General features: G+C 60.2%; 11 protein-coding genes. 2 read left to right on the forward strand and 9 right to left on the reverse strand.

Annotated features, from left to right (window positions below; translation table 11 throughout):
* Positions 1–190 precede the first annotated feature (190 nt).
* On the forward strand, positions 191–1,309 hold the full coding sequence (locus tag ACTQ05_RS00860; protein WP_441537727.1) for a sensor histidine kinase: 1,119 nt from the start codon (positions 191–193) through the stop codon (positions 1,307–1,309).
* On the forward strand, positions 1,306–1,935 hold the full coding sequence (locus ACTQ05_RS00865) for a response regulator (RefSeq protein ID WP_441537728.1): 630 nt from the start codon (positions 1,306–1,308) through the stop codon (positions 1,933–1,935). The genes ACTQ05_RS00860 and ACTQ05_RS00865 overlap by 4 nt, the downstream gene beginning before the upstream one ends.
* 605 nt (positions 1,936–2,540) lie before the next feature.
* Here the strand turns inward: ACTQ05_RS00865 and ACTQ05_RS00870 are convergent.
* The 9 genes from ACTQ05_RS00870 to ACTQ05_RS00910 all read right to left on the reverse strand — a co-directional run bounded on the left by ACTQ05_RS00870 (position 2,541) and on the right by ACTQ05_RS00910 (position 19,118).
* Positions 2,541–8,885 (reverse strand): Spy0128 family protein, encoded by a 6,345-nt coding sequence (locus ACTQ05_RS00870; protein WP_441537729.1) that lies wholly within the window; start codon positions 8,883–8,885, stop codon positions 2,541–2,543.
* 481 nt (positions 8,886–9,366) lie between these two features.
* Positions 9,367–9,708: a 4Fe-4S dicluster domain-containing protein gene (locus tag ACTQ05_RS00875; RefSeq protein ID WP_427795103.1), complete on the reverse strand. Its 342-nt coding sequence runs from the start codon at positions 9,706–9,708 to the stop codon at positions 9,367–9,369.
* 7 nt (positions 9,709–9,715) lie between these two features.
* The gene (locus tag ACTQ05_RS00880) at positions 9,716–10,804 is read right to left on the reverse strand and encodes a hydrogenase large subunit (protein ID WP_154516627.1); all 1,089 of its coding nucleotides are present in this window, start codon (positions 10,802–10,804) and stop codon (positions 9,716–9,718) included.
* 5 nt (positions 10,805–10,809) lie between these two features.
* Positions 10,810–11,520, reverse strand: a complete 711-nt coding sequence (locus tag ACTQ05_RS00885) for an NADH-quinone oxidoreductase subunit C (RefSeq protein ID WP_441537730.1) — start codon at positions 11,518–11,520, stop codon at positions 10,810–10,812.
* Positions 11,520–12,113: an NADH-quinone oxidoreductase subunit B family protein gene (locus ACTQ05_RS00890; protein ID WP_427795592.1), complete on the reverse strand. Its 594-nt coding sequence runs from the start codon at positions 12,111–12,113 to the stop codon at positions 11,520–11,522. The genes ACTQ05_RS00885 and ACTQ05_RS00890 overlap by 1 nt, the downstream gene beginning before the upstream one ends.
* Before the next feature lie 12 nt (positions 12,114–12,125).
* Positions 12,126–15,008, reverse strand: coding sequence for a proton-conducting transporter transmembrane domain-containing protein (locus tag ACTQ05_RS00895; protein WP_441537731.1), 2,883 nt, complete (start codon positions 15,006–15,008; stop codon positions 12,126–12,128).
* 286 nt (positions 15,009–15,294) lie between these two features.
* Positions 15,295–15,690 (reverse strand): helix-turn-helix domain-containing protein, encoded by a 396-nt coding sequence (locus tag ACTQ05_RS00900; RefSeq protein ID WP_229770663.1) that lies wholly within the window; start codon positions 15,688–15,690, stop codon positions 15,295–15,297.
* A gap of 454 nt (positions 15,691–16,144) precedes the next feature.
* Positions 16,145–18,175, reverse strand: a complete 2,031-nt coding sequence (bilR, locus tag ACTQ05_RS00905; protein WP_441537732.1) for a bilirubin reductase, long form — start codon at positions 18,173–18,175, stop codon at positions 16,145–16,147.
* Between the two features lie 643 nt (positions 18,176–18,818).
* The gene (locus ACTQ05_RS00910; protein WP_441537733.1) at positions 18,819–19,118 is read right to left on the reverse strand and encodes an FAD-binding protein; all 300 of its coding nucleotides are present in this window, start codon (positions 19,116–19,118) and stop codon (positions 18,819–18,821) included.
* Positions 19,119–20,156: the final 1,038 nt, after the last annotated feature.

A 20,156-nucleotide genomic window follows, 5' to 3' on the forward strand; every position in this document is an offset into this window, starting at 1 on the left:
ATGAGTGCCTCGCCACCTGGAAGCTAGGGACGTTCCTTTCCTGCCGGCAGCCAGGGACAGTCCTTGGCAACCCTGCCGGCGAGCCGGCGAATCGGCAAAGACTGTCCCCGATGACTAGTCGTTTAAGTCTGTCCCCAATGACCACTCTTGGTCGTTTAAGTCTGTCCCCAATGTTTTCGACAAATCGATCATGCTGGCGTGCTGCATTGCGGCCGCCATGGGTCTTGCTGTGGATGCTTGCTTGGTCGCGGCGTTTTGTCTTGGCGTCGCAGTCGCCTCGCTTACGGAAATTGCGCAAGGCGAACGTGCCCGCCGCGCCGGTGAGGCCGCGAGCTACGCTTACATTATGGTGACCGTCTTTGTGCCGCCGTTTGTGCCGTTTGCGCCCCTCGCCCTCTATGACATCGCGCGATACGTGCGCCGTGAGCACGCCTGGGTCGCGCTGGGCGCCGGCGCCATCTTTGTCTGCGCACTCGTCGCATATGCCCACGCCGGCGCGCTTCCCACCCGTGCGCTGCTGTTGACCGCCATCCTTTCAGTCGCCGCCACCTTGCTGTCTCTGCGCACCGCTCAGCTGGAGCGCGAGCAGGAGCGCATGCGTCGCACCCGCGACGAGCTGCAGGAGCGAGCCCTCGCGCTCGAGGCGCGCAACCGCGACCTTGCCGACCGCCAGGACTACGAGGTCGAGCTCGCAACGCTCGCCGAGCGCGCCCGCATCGCACGCGAGATCCACGATAACGTGGGGCACCAGCTCACGCGCGCCTCGCTGCAAACCGAGGCCCTACGCGTGGTCCACGCCAACGAGCCCGGCGTCGCCGCCGACTTCGCTGACGTCAAGCGCACCGTGGACGAAGCGCTTCAGCTCGTGCGCTCGAGCGTCCACGCGCTCAACGACAACGCGGCGAATCTCTCCGTACAGCTCGAGCGCATCGTGGAGGGCGCGCGCTCAGATGGCGGGCCGCAGATTGAACTTGAGGTTTTGGCCGAGCATGCGCCCGCAAATGTCGCCAACTGCTTTACGGCGGTCCTGCGCGAGGCGCTTTCCAACGCCATACGCCATGCTTGCGCCCATGCTGTCACCGTACGATGCATGGAGCATCCGTCGTTTTACCAGCTCATCGTTACCGACGATGGCGCGGGCGGGGCTCAAGCAAGCAGCCGCGGCACCGCAGAGGGCATGGGGCTCGGCTCCATGCGCGAGCGCGTCGAGGCGCTTGGCGGCACCTTCACCGCCGGCCCGCACGCCGGCGCCGGCGACTGGCGTGTGTTTGCCACCGTTCCCAAACAGCAAGGAGATGAGGGCCGATGAGGCTCATCGTTGTCGACGATGACCGCTTGGTGGTCGATTCGCTCAAGATAATCCTGGGCGCCCAGCCGCAGATCGAGGTGGTGGGTACCGGCGCCGACGGCAACGACGCAGTGGCTCTTTATGCCGAACACGCACCCGATATCGCGCTGCTCGACATTCAGATGCCGGGGCGCGACGGGCTTTCGGCGGCCCGCGAGATCCTTGAGCGCGACTCTGCGGCGCGCGTGGTGTTTCTGACGACATTCTCGGATGACGAGTACATTGTGTCGGCGCTCAAACTGGGTGCCCGCGGCTACCTGATCAAAACCGATGTCGCCGCCATCCCGCCGGCGTTGGCCCAGGTCATGGACGGTAAACGCGTGCTCGAGGGTAAGGCGATCGAGGATATCAACTTTGATGAGGCGGGCGTCGAGGTGGGCACGACCCGCCGGCCCGCGGCCTTCGTCAGCCTGACCGACCGCGAGTTCGAGGTCGCCGAGCTCATTGCCCGCGGCCTCGATAACAAGGAGATTGCCGCCACCGCCTATATGGGCGAAGGCACCGTGCGAAACCACATCAGCTCAATCCTGGCCAAAATGGGCCTGCGCAACCGCACCCAAATCGCCATCGCCTACCTGCGAGGGTAGTTGCCCGAAGACCGACCGCCCCGACATAACAAAATGTCTGCTACCGGTTTAATGCCATTTCAAAACTATGCCGGTTTACGGGGCCAAACTCAGGACCCCCATCCATACCCGCGTTTTCTGTAAAATGACGGCTCGTCTACCTGCGGTTTTATTTTCACGAATATCAGCATGGTTGGGGACTCGTGACTCAGCCCCGTAAACCGGCCTAGTTTTGTCCGAGCGGCCACGTCAAGTGTCTCCGCAAGCCGCTTCAAGCCAAAAATGATCCGTTTTCCTCCGTCCCCAAGGGATCAGCCGGAACCGCTCCACGAAATCGGCCCATCTACTACGTTTAACTCGATACCCCTGACCATACCTTCGTTTTGAGCAAAACCGCAGGCGTTCTACCTGCGGTTTTGTTTTCGCGTTTTTTGACATGGTTGGGGGTAAGGGACTAAACGTAGTAGATGGGCCGGTTTCGTGGCGAGCCCTCCTCGCCTACGCACAAAAGCGCCGCCACGGAGGAGGGAGATACCTCCGTGGCGGCTGGGGGTGGGGGGTGGGGCTATGTTCTGGCTCCCCGCCGGCCGCCCGGGGCCTTTTGGCCCCGGGCGCCGCCAGCGTGCCTAGCGTTTACGGATACCCCAGACCAGGGCTCCGACGCCGGCTATGGCGATAACAAATGCCATGAGCAGTGCGGCGGTCTGCTGGTCACCCGTGGTGGGCAGGAAACCCTTGACCGTCTTGACGATGTTCGTCACGGTCTTGGGCGTGCCGGGATCGGGCGTCGGCACGGGCGGCTCGGGCTTCTTGTACGTGTTGTTGAACACGATGCCCTCGACGCTCTTGTCGCCCTTGGTAAAGGCGACATTCGCCTTGAGGTTGCCCTCGCCGTCATCGGCCACGTTGACGGTCGCGGTAAAGACGGACTTGTCGTAGGTCATACCGGCCTCGTCGCCCTTGACCTCGCTGATGGTATAGACGTACGTTCCGGGCTCGTCGTACTCGAACTTGTCGAAGTTGATCTTGCCGTCGGCATCGTTGGTGACCGTAGACTCGATGTCCTCGCCAACGAGCTTAAAGCTAAACTCGTCCTTCTTGAGCTCGCGTCCCTCGAGCACCTTGATGGCACCGATGGAGACCTGCGTGGGCATGGCATGATACTTGTTGGTAAAGCCAGCCGACTCAGTAGTTCCCTCGAGCTTGTGCGTCGCGGTCAGCGTGCCGTCTCCGTTGTCGGAGACGGTGGTCACGACGGTGTAGGTCGTGCCGTCATAGGTGACGCCCTTGTACAGGCCGAGCGCGTTGGGGCAAGCCTCGCGCAGCATGTACGTGTGCGCGCCAGGTGCCTCGTAGCGGATCGGGCTCAGCGCGACGGTGCCATTGGCGTCGTTGGTGCCGGTCGCGACAACCACGCCGTCCTCGAGCAGCTCAAACGTGAACTCGCCTGCTGCAAGGTCGCGTCCGGTCAGGCGCTTGACCGTCTTGACCTGATCGGTCACCACAGAATCGGTAGGCGTCACGCTGTAGGTGTTGGTGAACGTGAAGCCAGCGCCGTCGTCACCCTCGCGCACGACCTTCAGATGTCCAGCGCCGTCGTCAGTCACGGTGTAGGAAACCTTACGCGTGGCGTTGGCGTCGTTAGTCACGCCAGGGGCGCTACCGGACTCGGTCACCGTGTAGGTAAAGGTGTGCGAGCGCGGGGCAATGGGGGCTGCGGGCTCGGACTCGCTGCCGGACTCGTCGGCATTGGCGTCAGCGTCGGCGTCGGTCTCTTCAGCCTCTGCCTCGTCGGCCTCGGCTTCGTCAGCTTCGTCTGCCTCAGCCTTATCGGTCGCATCATCCGTCACGCCCAAGGCGCGGTTGAGGTCCTCGAGCGTAAAGTGGATCTTGCCAAAGTCCACGTTGCCGGCCGCGTCGTTGGTTGCGGTCGTGCGCTCGGGCATCGGGGCGCCCGCCTCATCGGCGGTCACGGTAAAGGTGAACTTACCCGTGATATCGGCCGGGGTCAGGCCCTCGGCAGCCTGGAGCTTCTTGGCGCCGGCGAGCGCGGCGTCAACGGCATCGGCGCCGTAGACGTTCTCGAACACGGGCTCGACGCCACCGTAGTCAGGCTTCGCCGTCAGAGTGCCGTCGCCGTTGTCGACGACGATGACCTTAAAGCTAAAGCTCGACTTCGCGGCAGTAATACCCTTTGCTGCGAGCGGGGACGTGTACTCAAACGCCGTGTAGTTGATAGTCCACGCAAGCTTGGCATCCGTGTCGGTACGGATGGCGCGTCCGGCGCTCACCAAATCGGCGAGCATCTCAGTCGTGTAATGCAGCGCGCCAAAGCTCACCTGGCCGTTGATGTTGGTCGCCACAGTGCCGTCAATGGCTTCCGTCTCGCCCGCATAGGCGATGCCAAAGTAGAACTCGCCGTTGGCCAGCGGACGACCGGTCAGGGTCTTGGTGGCGACAATCTGCGCAAGCTCGCCGCCCGGGTTATCGGTCGATGCGTGGTAGCTGTTGGTGAACGAGACCAAGGCGCTCTCGACCTTATTCTCGCCGCTCTTGTGGACCGCCACCGGCGTGCCATTGGGTCCGCCAGAAACGGTCGTCGTAGCGGTGAGCGTACCAGCGCCATCGTCGGCGATAGCGATCGTCACGGTGCGTACGGCCTCGTCGTAGGTGTAACCGGGCTGGCCATCGTTCTTCTCGGCAACGGTGTATGTAAAGGTCTTGCCCGCGTCAGCCTGCGTAAACTTGACCTCATGGCCAGCCAGGATGTCGATCAGACCAACCGTTGCCTCTGCCGTTGCAGGGGACTTGTACACGTTGGCGCCCTCGTGCAGGCCGAGCGCGATGGCCGAAGCCTCGTCGGCAGGCGTCACGGTAAAGGTGAACTGACCCTCGGTCATGGGACGTCCGGAGAGGGTCTTGCTGAGCTTGAGGCCGCCGGCCGCGGCGTAATCGAGCTCAGTACGGTACGCGTTGGTGAAGCGGCCGCTTTCCTTCTTGGTGACGTTGGCGGTCAGGACGCCCTTGCCGTTATCAGTCACGGTCACTTCGGCAGTTGCGACATGCGCGTCATACGTCATACCGGCCGCGCTTCCCGCGTTCTCGCAGATCTCGTACTTGTAGGTTCCGGCAGCCGTGTAGTGGATCTTGCCGAACTTGATGGCGGCGATGCCGTCCTTCGCGTCATTCTTGCTCACGGTCACGGTTGCGGGGTCGGGCAGCGGGGTGCCCTCGGGGGCGATGATGGTAAAGCTGAACTTGTCCCCCTCAGTCCACTCTCGGCCGTCAATGGCCTTGCTCAGGCCAAAGTCGAGCTCTGTGTCGATCGGGGTCACGCTGTAGGTGTTCTTGAACTCGGCGGGCTCGGTGCCCTTCAGGACATGCTCGGCCTTGAGAGTGCCGTCGCCGTTATCGGTGATGGTGGTCTCGATGGTGAACTTGGCATCGCTGTAGGTGATACCGCCGGCGTTGCCCTTGGCCTCGCGCAGTGTGTAGGTGTGCTTGCCGGGCTTGTCGTACTTCACGGCGTTCATCGTGATCTTGCCTTCGGCATTGTTGGTGCCGGTGGCGACGACCTTGGCGTCCTTGCCCTCGCCCTCGACGAGCTCGAATCTGAACTCGCCAGCCTTGAGGCCGCGGCCGTCCAGGACCTTGGTCGCGGTGATCTGGTCGGTGACGCTTTTCTCGACGGGCGTCACGCTATAGGTATTGGTGAACGTAAATGCCGCATCGCCGTCCGGCTTGCGGGACACCCTCAGAGTACCCTCGCCGTCATCAGTCACGGTGAAGGAAACCGTACGCGAAGTCTCGGCGTCGTTGGTCACGCCAGCGACCTCACCGGACTCGGTCACGGTGTAGGTAAAGGTGTGCTCGCGCTTCTCGGGCTTCTCGCCCAGAGCCTTGTTAAGGTCGTCGAGCGTAAAGGTGATCTTGCCAAAGTCGACCTTGCCCTTGGCATCATTGGTCACGCTCGCGTTCGCGGGCATGGGTGCGCCCTCTTCACCGGTCACCGTAAAGGTAAACTTGCCGGCAATGTCAGCCGGGGTCAAGCCATCAGGAACCTGCAGATTCTTCTTGCCCACAAGCGATGCCTCGACAGGCGCGGCAGTGTAGGTGTTCACAAACTCGTTGCCGGCATCGCCGTAGACAGCCGTCGCCGTCAGGGTACCATCGCCGTTGTCGACAACGGTTACACATGCGTCAATTGCCGACACGGTGGCGCTCACGCCCGCAGGCAGCTTTCCGGTCTGCTCGGCAGCAATGTAGCGAATGGTCCACGTGGGCTTGTCGGAGCTAGCATCAACCGACGCCTTGCCCTCCTCGACCAGCTTGGCAAGCGACTCGGTCGTGTACGTCAGCGGCCCGAACTCAACCTTGCCACCCTTGTTGGTTGCATCCAGCAGAACCTCGTCGTGCCCCGCATAGCTCAGCGCAAACTTAAATTCGTCATCGGCCATCGGGCGCCCCGTGAGCGTCTTGGTTGCCTCAAGAGTCAGCGGGGTTTCCGTCTTGGCGCTATAGGTGTTCTTGAACTCGGTCTCGCCCGAGATCTTTTCAACGTCAGCCTTAAGCCCACCCGTGGCCTCAACCGCCACGGTCACCTTGAACGTGGCAACGTTCTCGCTGTAGGTGATGCCACCGGCGCCGCCCTTGACCTCGCGGACCTCATAGGTGTACTCGCCCGGCTTGTTGCAGGTGATCTCGCCGAAGTCGATAGCTGCCTTGCCATTGTCGTCCAGGTCGTCATTGGTCACGGTCGCGGTCGCGTGTGCGGGCATCGGGGCGTCATTCTCGGACGTTGCGGAGAGTTCAAACTTAAACTCGTCCACATCCGTCCAATCGCGGCCCTCGAGCACCTTGGTCAGGCCAAAGCTGGCCTTGGTATCCACCGTTGTCGGCGTCACGTTAAAGCTGATCTTGCCGTTGTTGCCCAGGTAGGAATTGACATGCGTCGCGGTCGCCTTGGCGGACACGTTGTTCCACTTGGGGTTAAGAACGTCGGTCGCGGTACCAGTGTTGTTGCCGCCCACACTCTCCTTGGTGGTGTGGAGCTCGTCGATAAAGGCTAGGCGCGCGGTTCCCACGCTAAACGAAAGGCTGCCGTCCTCGTCAGCAACAATAGCGCCGTCAAACTTCGCAGCGTCGCCGCCGATAAACTCGATGACGGCAGAGGCGGGCTTGGCCTCATCGTTTTCGCCCTGCTCCTCAAACTCATCCTTGTAGTAATAGGTGCCGGTATCTGCCAGCGAATTCTTTGCAGGCTGCGTGCAGTCCTTGTCCGTGTAAATTGGGGTCTGTTTCTGGAAGTAGTAGTAGCGGTTGGTGTCGGCCGGCTCAAAGGTCGCAACCGTATTACCCAACGCGCCGGTCTCCCACTTGTTCGCGTAGAAGTTCACGGTCTTGGTGCCATCGTCGGCAACGGTCGTATTCTTTTCGATGTAAGCCTTGAGCCCCGTGACCTCCTCAGGCGCAAATAGGTTGTCGAGCGCAACACTCTTCACGCTCGAAGCATACTTCACCTGGATGGGCTTAACGTTGTCGACCGAAAGCTTGCCGTCTACGGTCTTAAAGTGACTCAGCGGAATCAACGACGCAGGAATATCGACCGTTACGATATCGCCCTTCTGGGGATTGTCATCGCCGGCGCGCTGCACGGTGATGAGCAGGTCTTTTGCCTTGCCGGTGAACTCGTAGGTGTCGGTATTGGTTTCTTTATTGACCGTCTTGCTCGCCTTGGTAAACGGCGTGCCGTTAATGACGACTTCGGTAAATCCGTCAACCTGCATAAAGTCGCCCAGCTCGTCGGTAAACGTGATGTAGCCGGACTTGGTCTCGTCGTAGCCCTTATGGATTTCGGTCGGATAAGGCGCCTCCGATGTGATGGCCTGCGAGATGTCGTCGAAGACCTTCTTGAGCTCTTCGGCATTGGTCGCCGACTTGTAGTAGTCGGAGTTTTCCGCACGCGTTCCGTGAGAATTCCATTTCGTGGCATTGGGGTAGTTGCTCGAAACGGCCTGCATGAACTTGTTCTCTTGGCTTGTCTTCGAATCCTGGACGCTGGCTTTGGGATCCGCGCCATCAAAGATGCCGATAGTATAAACGGTGGCCTTGCTGTCCTTCATGTTCTTGGCAGCCGCCACGCCAGCATTGGCGACATCCGGATTGAACTCGCTGAAGCTTGTCGGCGTGCCGTCGGTAAAGAACACAACAATCTTCTTGGCGCCCGCGCGACCAGAAGTGATGCCCTCTGCCAGCTGCAGGCCATTGTCGGCGCGCGTGGCACCGGCGGGCCTAATCTCATCAATTTTATTCTTGAGATCGGTTGCTTTGCTGCCAGAGCAATCGATCAGGCCCGTCATTACCTGCGAGTAGTTGTACGTGTTAGTTCTGCCGTGTTCCTGTTTCTTGTACGTATCATTACCGACCTTTTCGGTCGTATCTCCCGAAAACTTAACGATAGCAACCTTATGCTGCCTATCCACGCCCTCGATACCCTCGTTTTGCTTGGCGATGGTATCAATAAAGCTGTTCGCAGCGCTCTTCAGTGCATCGATACGCTTGGTGGAATCTCGACCGCCCATCTCACCATCCATCGAGCCAGAAGCATCCAGCACCATCACGATATCGAGCGGCGTGGTGACCGTCACGGTTGAATTAGACGTCGAGGACATCGCCGAAAGCGTAGTCACAAAATCTGACGCTTCGTTTTCTCCGGCTTTCTTGACCGTCTTGTCGGTCCAGATTCGGCCGACGTTTTGAGTCGTTACTTTATTACCGTTGTGACCGGCCGCCCAGATTTCCCAGCGTCCGCTGGTGTCGGGATCGACGACGACCTTTCCGCTCATTGTCGGTCCGTCCATTCCGGTGCTGGACCTGGCGTTGGCCTCGGGCAGCATGGCAAATGCCGCAGCCGGCAATACCAGCACTACGGCCAGCATCACCGCCAAGAAACCCCTCGTGTACTTACTCATCGCGTCTCCCTTCTCGCAGGCTCAGACCTTGCATCAGCCTCAAGTTACGGAATGAGACACAATTTGAGCAGGTGACACACGTTCCAGATTCGGTTTTGGGCGTGAGACAAATGTCTCACCAAAGTTGAGACATGAGGGTTTTCGCAGGAAAATGGGTGCGACTCAAGATGGACGGGGCAAAAGGGCCCGTTTTCCTCCGTCCACGGGAGATCAAAGGCTGTTACGGATATGGTGCCATTTCAAAACTGTGCTGGATTACGGGACTAATGTCGGGACCCTTATCCATACCTCCATTTTTTGAAAAACGGCAGACTATCTACCTGCGGTTTTGTTTTTGCAATTTTCTGTATGGTCGAAGGTTCGCTATCCAGCCCCGTAATCCGGCATAGTTTTTGTTCGCAGAGGCTTAGCCGCGCGTTCACGCGCGGGGCCGGCGGGGCATTTTTGCCCCACCGGCCCCTATTCCAGCTCTATTCCAGTGCTACTCCGGCTTGGTTTCTACCGTGGGAGTCTTGTTCGCCGCAACCGGAGTACGGGCGGTGTCCATAGTCAGGCAGTGCTTGGGGCAGCTCTCGATGCACTCGCCACACACCACGCAGGCGTACGGGTCGATCGACCAGGTACCACCCTTGCGATCGACCGCAAGCGCGCCCGCCGGGCAGCGACGCGCGCACATACCGCAGCAGATGCACACGTCCATATCGTTGACGATATGCCCGCGCAGGCGCTCGGGCGCCGCCAGCTCCTCCTGCGGATAGCACACCGTGACCGGCTGCTTGACCATAGAGCCCAAGGCCGTCTTGGCAAATGTCATCAAACTCATGCCGCGCCTACCTTTCCGTGCAACTAATGCAGGGGTCGATGGTCAGGATAATCATGGGCACGTTGGCAATGAGCACGCCCTGCAGTGCATGCGTCAGGCCCGCCAGGTTTTGCGACGTCGGCGTGCGCACGCGGAAACGGTCCAAATTCTTGGTGCCGTTACCGCGCACATAGTAGTACGCCTCGCCGCGCGGTTGCTCAATCACAACCTCGCCGCGTGCGCCATCGGCCGGCGTAAGCTTGGTGCGCCCGCCGATGCCGTCGTGCGGAATCTTGCCCACAAGCTCCTTAATGATGTCCATGGCCTGCGTGACCTCGGCACAGCGCACCTGGCAGCGGGCATAGCAGTCGCCATCGGTGGCAACGATGGGCTCAAACGCAGCCAGGTCCGCATAGGCACCGTCGCCAAACATGCGCACGTCGTAGTCCACGCCCGAGGCGCGCCCAAACGGACCGACCATCGACAGGTCCAGCGCGTCTTTCTTGCTGATCACGCCCACGCCATGCAGGCGCTCGCCGCAGCTGTTGTCGTCCAAAAACGTATGCACCAGGGCCTCGTAGTCGGGGCGCATGGCATCGAGCGTCTGGACAATGCCCGCCAGCTCGGAGTCCTCAATGTCATGCTTAAGGCCGCCGATCTCGTTAATCGACAGAATCACGCGACCGCCACACGTGCTCTCAAAGATCTTGAGAATCTGCTCGCGCAGGGTCCACGAACGATAGAACAGCGCCTCGAAGCCAAAGGCATCGGCGAGCAGGCCCAGCCACAGCAGGTGCGAGTGAATGCGCGAAAGCTCGTGCAAAATGGTACGGATATACTGCACGCGGCCAGGCACCTCGATATCGAGCATGCGCTCGCAGGCGCTGGCATAGCCGCAGCTGTGACCCACGGCGCAAATGCCGCAGATGCGCTCGGCGATGTAGCCAAACTGGTGCATGTCACGCTTTTCGGTGAGCTTCTCGAGTCCGCGGTGCACAAAGCCGATCTGAGGAATAGCCTCGATAACGCGGTCGTCCTCGAGCACCAGGTCCAGGTGAAGCGGCTCGGGCAGCACCGGGTGCTGCGGGCCAAACGGAATAACGGAGCGATGTGCCATGGACCTTACGCCTCCTTTTTCTGCTTATCGCGGGCGGCCTTGGCGGCAAGCGCCGCGCGGACCTTGGCCGCTTTCTCGGGATCCATGGCGGCGAGCTTTGCCTCCATCTCGGCGGCCTTGAGCGCGGCCTTCGCAGCAGCCTCGTCATGCTGAGCATCGGAGCCGGCAGCCGCAGCGGGCTGAGCGACGGCAGCGCCCGCAGCATCGCCAGCGCCCTCCCCCGCAGCGGCCGCGGCAGCGGCGGCCTTCTCGGCCGCGGCCTTGCGCGCCTTGGCCTCGGCAGCGGCACGGACCTTCATGGCCTTCTCGCGCGCGGTTTTCACCTCGGGCGTGATGACGCTCATGGGCTCGGCAGTCGAGACCTGGTAGAAAAAGCCCTTAAAGTCAATCTGCATGTCGGTAATGGCAAGCCCAAACAGGTCGTGTGCCTCATTTTCAAACGGGAACACCGCAGGGTAGTACGAGCTGATGGATGGAATCTCCTGGTACTGGTCGATACCATCGACTACCAGGTTCTCAATCGCATAACTGCCGTCCTGCGCGATCTGCTCCTGGGCAGCACGAACGTTGATGAACGTATAGACCAAGCGATACGTGCCGTCGTCCACATTGCGCTCGGCGTGCATCTGCACAAAGCGGGCACCGGAACCCTTGAGCGCCTGGACATGCGACAGCAGCGCATCGAGCTCGACGGTGGTATAGATTGCCTTTTGCATTACTCGGCCCCCCTTGCAGCGGCGGACGCGGCGGGCGTCCCAGCAGGTGCGTCGCCAGCGGCGGGCGCGTCGCCGGCCTCAGCCGCGGCCACAAATCCGTCCTCGCCCAGCTCAACGCCGCCATCCCAGGTAGCAGCACCGCCCACGGTAAGCGGGTCGCCGCCGGCGCGCATCACAGCCTCCTTCTGGTCCAGGATGCCGCACGCCTCCACGATGGCGTCGATCACCGTCTCGGGGCGAATGGCGCATCCGGGCGCGTACACGTCCACGGGAATTGCGCGGTCCACGCCACCGATCACGTTGTACGCATCGCGGAACACGCCGCCCGAGCACGCGCAGATGCCGCACGCCACCACGCACTTGGGCTCGAGCATCTGGTTGTAGATCTGGCGCACGACGGGCAAGTTCTGGGCGTTGACCGACCCCGTCACCAAAAAGATGTCCGCATGTTTGGGGTTGCCGGTGTTGACCACGCCAAAGCGCTCCGCATCGAACAGCGGCGTGAGCGAGGCCAGCACCTCGATATCGCATCCGTTGCAGCTCGAACCGTCGTAATGAATAACCCACGGCGAACGCGACATTTTATGATCCATGGATGCCGCCTCCTAAATAAACACGTCGACGAGGATGGGCATAAGGTTGAGCAGGCCAAACACCAGCGCCACACCCCAGCCGAGCTTAAAGCAGCTGCGCCAGGTGCTACGGGCGAAGGTGTTATCGATCAGTACCTCGGCAAAATACGTCATGACCATAACGACCAGGGCGACGACCCAGCTCACCGGGTTGTCCCAAACAAAGAACATGCCCACCCACATCAAAAACAGCACGGTCTCGCACCAGTGCATAAGGGTCATCTTGGCCAGCGTGCCGCCGCTCATCTCGGTGGCGACGCCCTGGACGATCTCCTGATGCGCGTGATGCGAGTACGAAAGGTCAAACGGCGACTTGCGCAGTTTGATGGTAAGCACCGCGAGCAGTGCGAGGAAGATGGGCGCGCTGTACACGATGATGGGGGCCGACTGCCCCGTCACGGCGATGGAATCGAAGCTGTCGGTGGCAAGGTACAGGCCCACACTCATCAGCAAAACGGCGGGCTCGTAACTCATGACCTGCAGCAGCTCGCGGTCGGCTCCGACCTGGGCAAACGGGCTTTGCGTCGAGGCGGACGCCAGCACCACAAAGATCGCAGCGAGGGTAACCATAAAGGCGCATAACAGTGTGTTGGAACCCGACACAAAGATGCCGCCGCCCACCACGGTAAAGATGAGCGCGCACGCCATGTAGGTATCGTCCACGGTGTTTACGCTGGCAGGGGCTTTGCGCAGGAGCTTGGCTACATCGTAGAACGGTTGCAGCAGACGCGGTCCCACGCGGCCCTGCATGCGGGCGGACAGCTTGCGGTCGATGCCGTCGATCAGGCCACCAACCAAAGGCGCCAGCAGGGCAAACGCCACGGTGCCTATAAAGATGCCCACGACGCCCGAGCCTTCGAAATACTTGCCGCGCAGCACCGAGGGCTCGCCCATGGCGAGCGTATCGGGACCAATCCATACGCAGCATAGCAGCGCGAACAGGATGATGCTGCAGCACACGATGCTGCCCGCGGGGCCAATGCGATTCTCGCCAAGGGCGTCCTCCAGGTACCAATTGCGCTTTTCGGCCTTCACCTCGTGTCCCATCGAGCCGCGGAAATGACGGTAATTGTCGGTTCCCACACCCGAAAGATATACGTTTACGTGCGGTTTGTCGCTCACGCGGAATGAAGTCAGCAGCACCACGGCGATAAAAGCCACGATAACCACCATTAGATACATGGCATCCTTGCCAATAACATACGGCACGCGGCCAAACACCATGGCCAAGTAAGGCGACACCAGACCGCTCGAGATAATCGGGAACGCTACACAGCACAGAATCAGCAGCGCGGCGATAGTGTTGAGCGCTATCCATTCGGTCTTATGGACATTGCCCTCCACGTTTTCGGCCGTAGAATCCACGCCCGAGAGCTTGGCGAGCCACTTGCCCCAGAAGAAGAACGTCGCGGCCGAGCCAAAGGCCAGCACCATGATCATGAGCACATTGCCGGTCTGCGCAAACGCCACCAGGGCGCCCCACTTAGACACGAGCATGCCAAACGGCGCCACGAACATGCCCATGATGCCCAGCATCATCAGGCGCGTCAGGTGCGGCATGCGACTGAACATGCCGTCCATGTCCTCGATATTGCGGCTACCGATATGATGCTCGGCCGTGCCCACGCACAAGAACAGCAGCGACTTTGCCACCGTATGGAACAAGATCAAGAAGATGGCGGCCCACACGGCCTCGGGCGCGCCGACACCCAGGCAGGCACTGATGAGGCCCAGGTTGGAAATGGTGGAGTACGCGAGCACACGCTTGGCATTGCTCTGCGAGACGGCCATGAGGGCGGCGAGCAAAAACGTGATGGCGCCCACGCTCGTGACCATAAAGCCGGTCACGGGATAGGTGGCGTACAGCGGGCTCAGCTTGACCATCAAAAACACGCCGGCCTTGACCATGGTGGACGAGTGCAGCAGGGCGCTCGTGGGCGTGGGGGCGACCATGGCGCCGAGCAGCCAGGTGTGGAACGGCATCTGAGCGGCCTTGGTAAGCGCGGCGATCGACAGCAAGACGACCGGCAGCACCAGCAGCGCGGATTGCGCGGTTCCGGCGCCGGAAAGCTCGATCATGCCCGAGATGGTCAGCGGTACGCCGTTGACATGCAGGAACATAAGGCCCGCCAAAAACGCGATGCCGCCCAGCATGTTGAGGATGATCTGGGTAAAGGCGTTTTTGATGGCCTCGGGCGTGCGCGTATAGCCAATCATAAGAAACGAGCACACGGTGGTGATTTCCCAGCCGCAGAACAGCCACTCCAGGTTGTCGCTCGTCACGATGACGAACATGGCCGAAAGGAACAGGAACATAAGCGCCAGGAACTGCGGGCGTCGGTCGGGCGCGGTCTGCCCACGCAGCGCGGCCTCGTGCTCATCGTGCGCCTGGAAGTCCTTCATGTAGCCCAGGGCATACACGCAGATCAGGCTGCCGACAATGCCAACGGCGAGCACCATGATCACGCTCATATAGTCCAGGTAGAGCGGCGTGGCGGTGACGACCTCGGCCGTGGGCAGCGTCATGGCAGCGAAGGCAACCGAACCCACCAGCTGCACCACGCCGAGCACACCGGTAAGCGCGTTCCTATATTTGAACGCGTTGTACAGGATGACGGCGCACAGAATTACGTCGATGACGGAGCTGATGATCGAGAGCACATGCGAGGTGCCGGGGGCAACCTCAAAGCCCTGCGGACCCGTGCCAAAAAATAAGACGGCAACTACAACGGTCACCGCCATAATAATGCCGGAGCCTACAAGCCCTACCGCATCGCGGGCTCGGTCACTGCGCGCGAGCAGCATGCCCATCGCCGGTACCAGCGGAAACAGGGTAAGGAAATACAGTAGCGTCATACCATCACTCCCCCATGCAAAAACGCTGCAATTATTTAACGTTATAGCTCAAATTGGGAGTTCAGGCGGCAGGTTTTCGGTCAACTGGGGAGTTTTAGGCGTATAGGGTAAGGGCATGTCCGCTTTGGAGTAGAGAGGCAACGCTCCCCCTCTCGTAGCGGCGGGCGCACGGGCCACTGCGCGCGGTTTATTGACCACTTTGAAGGATGTCCCGATAGACTCGCGGCGGTCCAAAAAGTTGGCGCGGCAAGAAAAATGCGCCCCTGCGGACGCACCATCCCGTTCGCTATTCCGCCTTTTTAACGCGCGGTTTACGACCCCGCGGCTTATCGACCAAGGCAGCCTCGCCACCGTCGCGATACTGTCGGCACCAAGCTTTAACCGAAGACTCGCTGGGGATCTTGTGCTTGACCATGACCTCACGCACCGTCAGACCATGTTCCAAGCGGTCCTTAACCACGGCAAGCTTAACGTCAAACGAATATGTGTGGTGATGAGAGCCCGCATTGAGAACGGCGTCGGCGCCGCCCACGGCATACGCACGGGCCCACTGACGGGCTGTGGCCTGGGGGATGCCAAGCTCTGCGGCGAGCGCGCGATGGCCGACCCCTTCTTGGAGGATCTCGACAGCACGCTGCCTAATCTCGGGCGCATGCGTGCGAGTCCTTGTTGTTTCTGACATACCTGCCACTTCTACTTCTTAGCCTTAAACGTTAAATTGCTTTCTTACGTGCAAGTTAGATAGTAGCATTTTACTGTTTGCTCAAAGCAGTTAATTAAAATAGACGCGGCGCTATCTGGGAATTTGACACCAATTTACGACATTTCTTTATTGATTATTTACGCTGGTAACTAGCTCGCAGCTAATCGTCATTCGCTTGCCAGCAACATTGGCATCTCTTTATATCCTTTGGAATAGAGGATATAGTTATTAACCCCTCCTCCAATAATTTTGAGCAGTCTGCAAGGCAGTAGACGCCTCACTCCCCATGATTAGCGCGCATTGTCGTCCACCGGGGCAAAACAAAAAGGGCGGGACCTGCTGCGCTTGCAGGCCCCGCCCCGATTGACACCCGATGGGACGCGGCCGGGCGAGACAGATCCGTGCTACCGCCCCACCTGGCCGCGATGTTCAACTACAGCTCGTTGGCCGCGTGATATGCCGTGCGAATGGCGTTCGCAATGTCGGCGGTGCGCTCGCCCGAGCAGTCGCCCACACAGGTCACGGGCACCGTAACGCCATCCAAGTCAAACGCGTTGGCCTTGGAACCGACGGCCATCACCACGTAATCGCAGGCGATCTTCACCGGCTCCTCGGCGCCGTCATCGGCAGTGCGCACGGCCTCCACGCCCTCGTCGGTAATGGCGGTCAGACGGGTCTTAACATGCTGCTCCACGTTGTGCTCTGCAAAGTCGCTCATAATCAGCGGCAGAATGGTCTCGGACTCGCCTGCGGCAATCTTGTCGAGCATCTCCACGATCGCCACTTCGCAGCCGTGCTGCAGCAGGTACTCGGCAGTCTCGGTGCCCACCAGGCCACCGCCAATGACGGCGACGCGTCCCGTAAGCTCCACTTTGCCGGCCAGCACGTCCCAGCTCGAGACGACCTTCTTAGAATCGGCACCCGGAACGGGGATGACCACGTCGTGCGCGCCCACAGCCACAATCGCGGCGTCGGCGGCGTTGAGGTCCTCAGTGGTAGCGACGTGGTTGAGCTCAACCTTCACGCCCAGGCCGGGCAGAATCTTCTCGTAATACTCGACCGAGCGCATGATTTCGCCCTTGCGCGGAGGCGCGGCCGCCAGCACAATCTGGCCGCCCAGATGATCGCTCGCCTCGTAGACGGTCACGTCGTAGCCGCGCTTGGCCGCCACGCGTGCGGCCTCCAGACCGGCAATACCGCCGCCCACAACGGCGATCTTCTTGTCGCCCTCGCCCGGCTTAATGGAGATGGTAGCCTCGTCGCCGTTCTCGGCATTGAGCACACACGAGATGTACTTGCGGTTTTGAATCGCATCGACGCAGCCCTTGTTGCAGTTGAGGCACTCGCGGATGGGTTCGCCCGTGGCGGCCTTCAGCGCAATGTCGGGGTCGCACATGAGCGAGCGGCCATAGGCGATGATATCGGCTGCGCCGTCTTCCAGAATCTTCTCGCCAGCCTCGACCGAGACAACACGGCCCACAGTTGCCACCGGCACGGAGACCAGGGCCTTGACGCGCTCGGCCACGGGCAGCGTCCAGTTGTAGGGCATGGCGCCCATGGACGGAATGGTGTCGCCCATATTGCCGGTGTGGTTGGCTTGTGCAACCTGGATCATATCGATGCCCGCGCCCTCGAGCAGCTTGGCGAACTCGCAGGCCTCGTCGGGCTGCAGGCCGCCCTTGCCACGCGGCGTGCCATCGGGGTTCTCCATGATCACGGGGAGCTTATACTCCACCATCAGCTGCGGCGCGGCTTCCTTGATGGCAGCGACGACCTCCAGCGCGTAGCGAACGCGGTTCTCAAACGAGCCACCGTACTCGTCGGTGCGCTTGTTGAGGATCGCGGAGCACAGCGAACCCACCAGGCGGTCGCCGTGGACCTCGATGGCGTCGATGCCGGCCTGCTGCGCGCGAGCGGCCGAGGCAGCGATGGCCTCCTTGATCTGGGCGAGCTGCTCTACGCTCGCCTCGTTCACAAAGTGCTGCATATCGTGGTGCAGCTTGGCATATGCCTGCTTGCGGATCTCGTTGGACTCGGCCATCTTGGCGGCAAAGGTCTCCTCGTCGCCGGCGGCCTTGGCCTCCTGCGCGGCTTTGGCCGCAGCCATGGAGCCCATGACCATGCGGCCGACACCGGGCACGTCGTACTCGGGGTGGAACAGCTGCAGCGCGACCTTGGCACCGTGCTTGTGGACGGCGTCGGCCAGTGCCTTAAACGTGGGGATCTGGGCGTCGGTTGCCAGCTTGGGCGTGGGGCTTGCGGTCATGACGGGAGCGACGTCGCCGATGACGATGTAGCCCACGCCGCCACGGGCCAGACGCTCATAAAAAGCCAGGCTGCGCTCGCCGATGGAACCGTCGCGCTCCTCATAGCCGGTGGTCAGCGGCGGGAACATAATGCGGTTCTTGAGCTCAAGGGGGCCAACCGTAATGGGCTGGAGCAGCTTGGACGCAGGTGCGGTCATGGACATTCCTCTCTTGTAGACGCGGCGGCGATGGTGCCGCGTAGTTGTTTAGAGGATATGGCATGGGGGTACAGCGGCACAACGAAAATCGGCGGATAGCAGGCAGCGGCAGGCGGATGGGGCGGGGCGGCCCGTCGGTTTGTCTCAATCTGTAACAGCTACCCAGCAAAACCGGGTCTTACTGTTACAGATCGAGATATTCCTCTCGACCCATACTCAACAATCTAAATCTGTAACAGCTAGACCCACTTTTGACCCCTACCTGTTACAGATCAAGACAAACGGAAGCGTTCCGTCGGAAAATCTCGATCTGTAACACCTACAGGCCAAAAACGACCCCAGATGTTACAGATCGAGACGAACAAACTCGGTCCGACCAAACATCTCAATCTGTAACATCTAGACCGACTTTTGGCCTCCACCTGTTACAGATCAAGACAAACGGCAACTGTCCGTCCGAATATCTCAATCTGTAACAACAACTCGGCAAAATCCGTCCCTCGTGTTACAGATCGAGACAAACGGAGCCCCGCTCGCCGGAAATCTCAATCTGTAACATCTACAGACCAAAATCGGACCCACCTGTTACAGATTGAGACAGCCCCAACAACACCGTCCCCGTTCGTGGAAACGACCGCCACACTCACCTTTTTAAACAACCTAAGTTGATGCCATCGCCGTCCATGCCCGGAATGGCAAACGAGAACAGGTCTTTACCCCACTCAAAGTCGAGCTTCTCCTTGATGAGCTTGGCGTTGTGGCCAAAACCGCCCGTGGCGACAATCGCGAACTTGCACGAGATCTGGTACTCCTCGCCGTCCTTGTCCTTGGCAGTCACGCCGCAGATGGCGCCGTCCTCACCCTTGATAAGGCCGGTGCCCGGGCACTCAAATATAAACTCGACACCCAGGTCCTGGGCACGCTCGGTCATGCGCTTGGTCATCGTGGTCGCCGCGCGATGAGGCGAGCGCCCGCCTCGGCTGCAGCGACCGCCGCGGCAAGGCCGCTCAGACCAGCGGCGACGACAACGACGTCGGTCTCTAACTGTTTCATGCGAATCCTCCTTTATAGGGCTCTCGGACGAGCCCGGGTTTCATGCGAATTGCATGCGTATCGACAGCCATACTTTCGCTCGAGAACAGGCTCAAAACCATGTGCAGGCGCACCGATGTTTGCCCATAGCGACCATGGGCTTTGTGCGGATGAACCATGCGTTTGGGCAACGCTTTCGCGCGCATGGTCCTGGCGCCATGCGCACAAAGGGGGGCGGTGTGCCTTATGGCACCCGCCCCTGATAATCGAGTTTTCTTATGTTTAGTCCTATAAACAGTCCAATATCTTTAGGCAAGATCACCCCGACGACGCTCATCCTGCCTGGAATGCCAGACTCCACCCGCCCGCTCGATGGGATGAGTCCGCGCATCACCTGGACTCTCTACGCCTCCAATGGATCGGTAGCCTCTTACGAACACTTTCAAAAGTATGACAAGAGAAAGAAAAGTCCGTAGATTATGCATCTTTAGACTCGTGAAAAAGCGCATCGTGCCCGTCAGCGGCGACGCACCGGCCTTCGGGACGCCTGAAGGCTACTGGACACGGCGGCAATGTTCATAGCGAATGATGCGAACGCTGCAACTGGTATTATATGACGTACTATTGAAAGGATGCTGAAGAGGTTGCGGGAAAAGGCTTGCTTACTAGAAGCAGAGCAAGGAGATCCAGAAGACGGATTGCGGACAAATGATATGAATTAAATAGGGCACTGCGCGCTATAAAAGGAAAAGGGTGGTGGGTCCTGATGCTGGTACTGTCTGCTGTTTTAAGTTTATTAATAAAATCTGGCTGTGTAATCTGTGCAGCCCTTTATTTAAGGCTCTGTTAGACCAGGATTGACATGCCGACCTGCCGGCTAACTCGCCGTCTCCTCGTCGGGCGCCGGCGTCTTGACCCTCATCTCGAACGGCATCCCGCCCTCTCGGAC

The sequence above is a fragment of the Collinsella sp. LCP21S3_A9 genome, assembly GCF_052118785.1.
GTDB lineage: Bacteria > Actinomycetota > Coriobacteriia > Coriobacteriales > Coriobacteriaceae > Collinsella.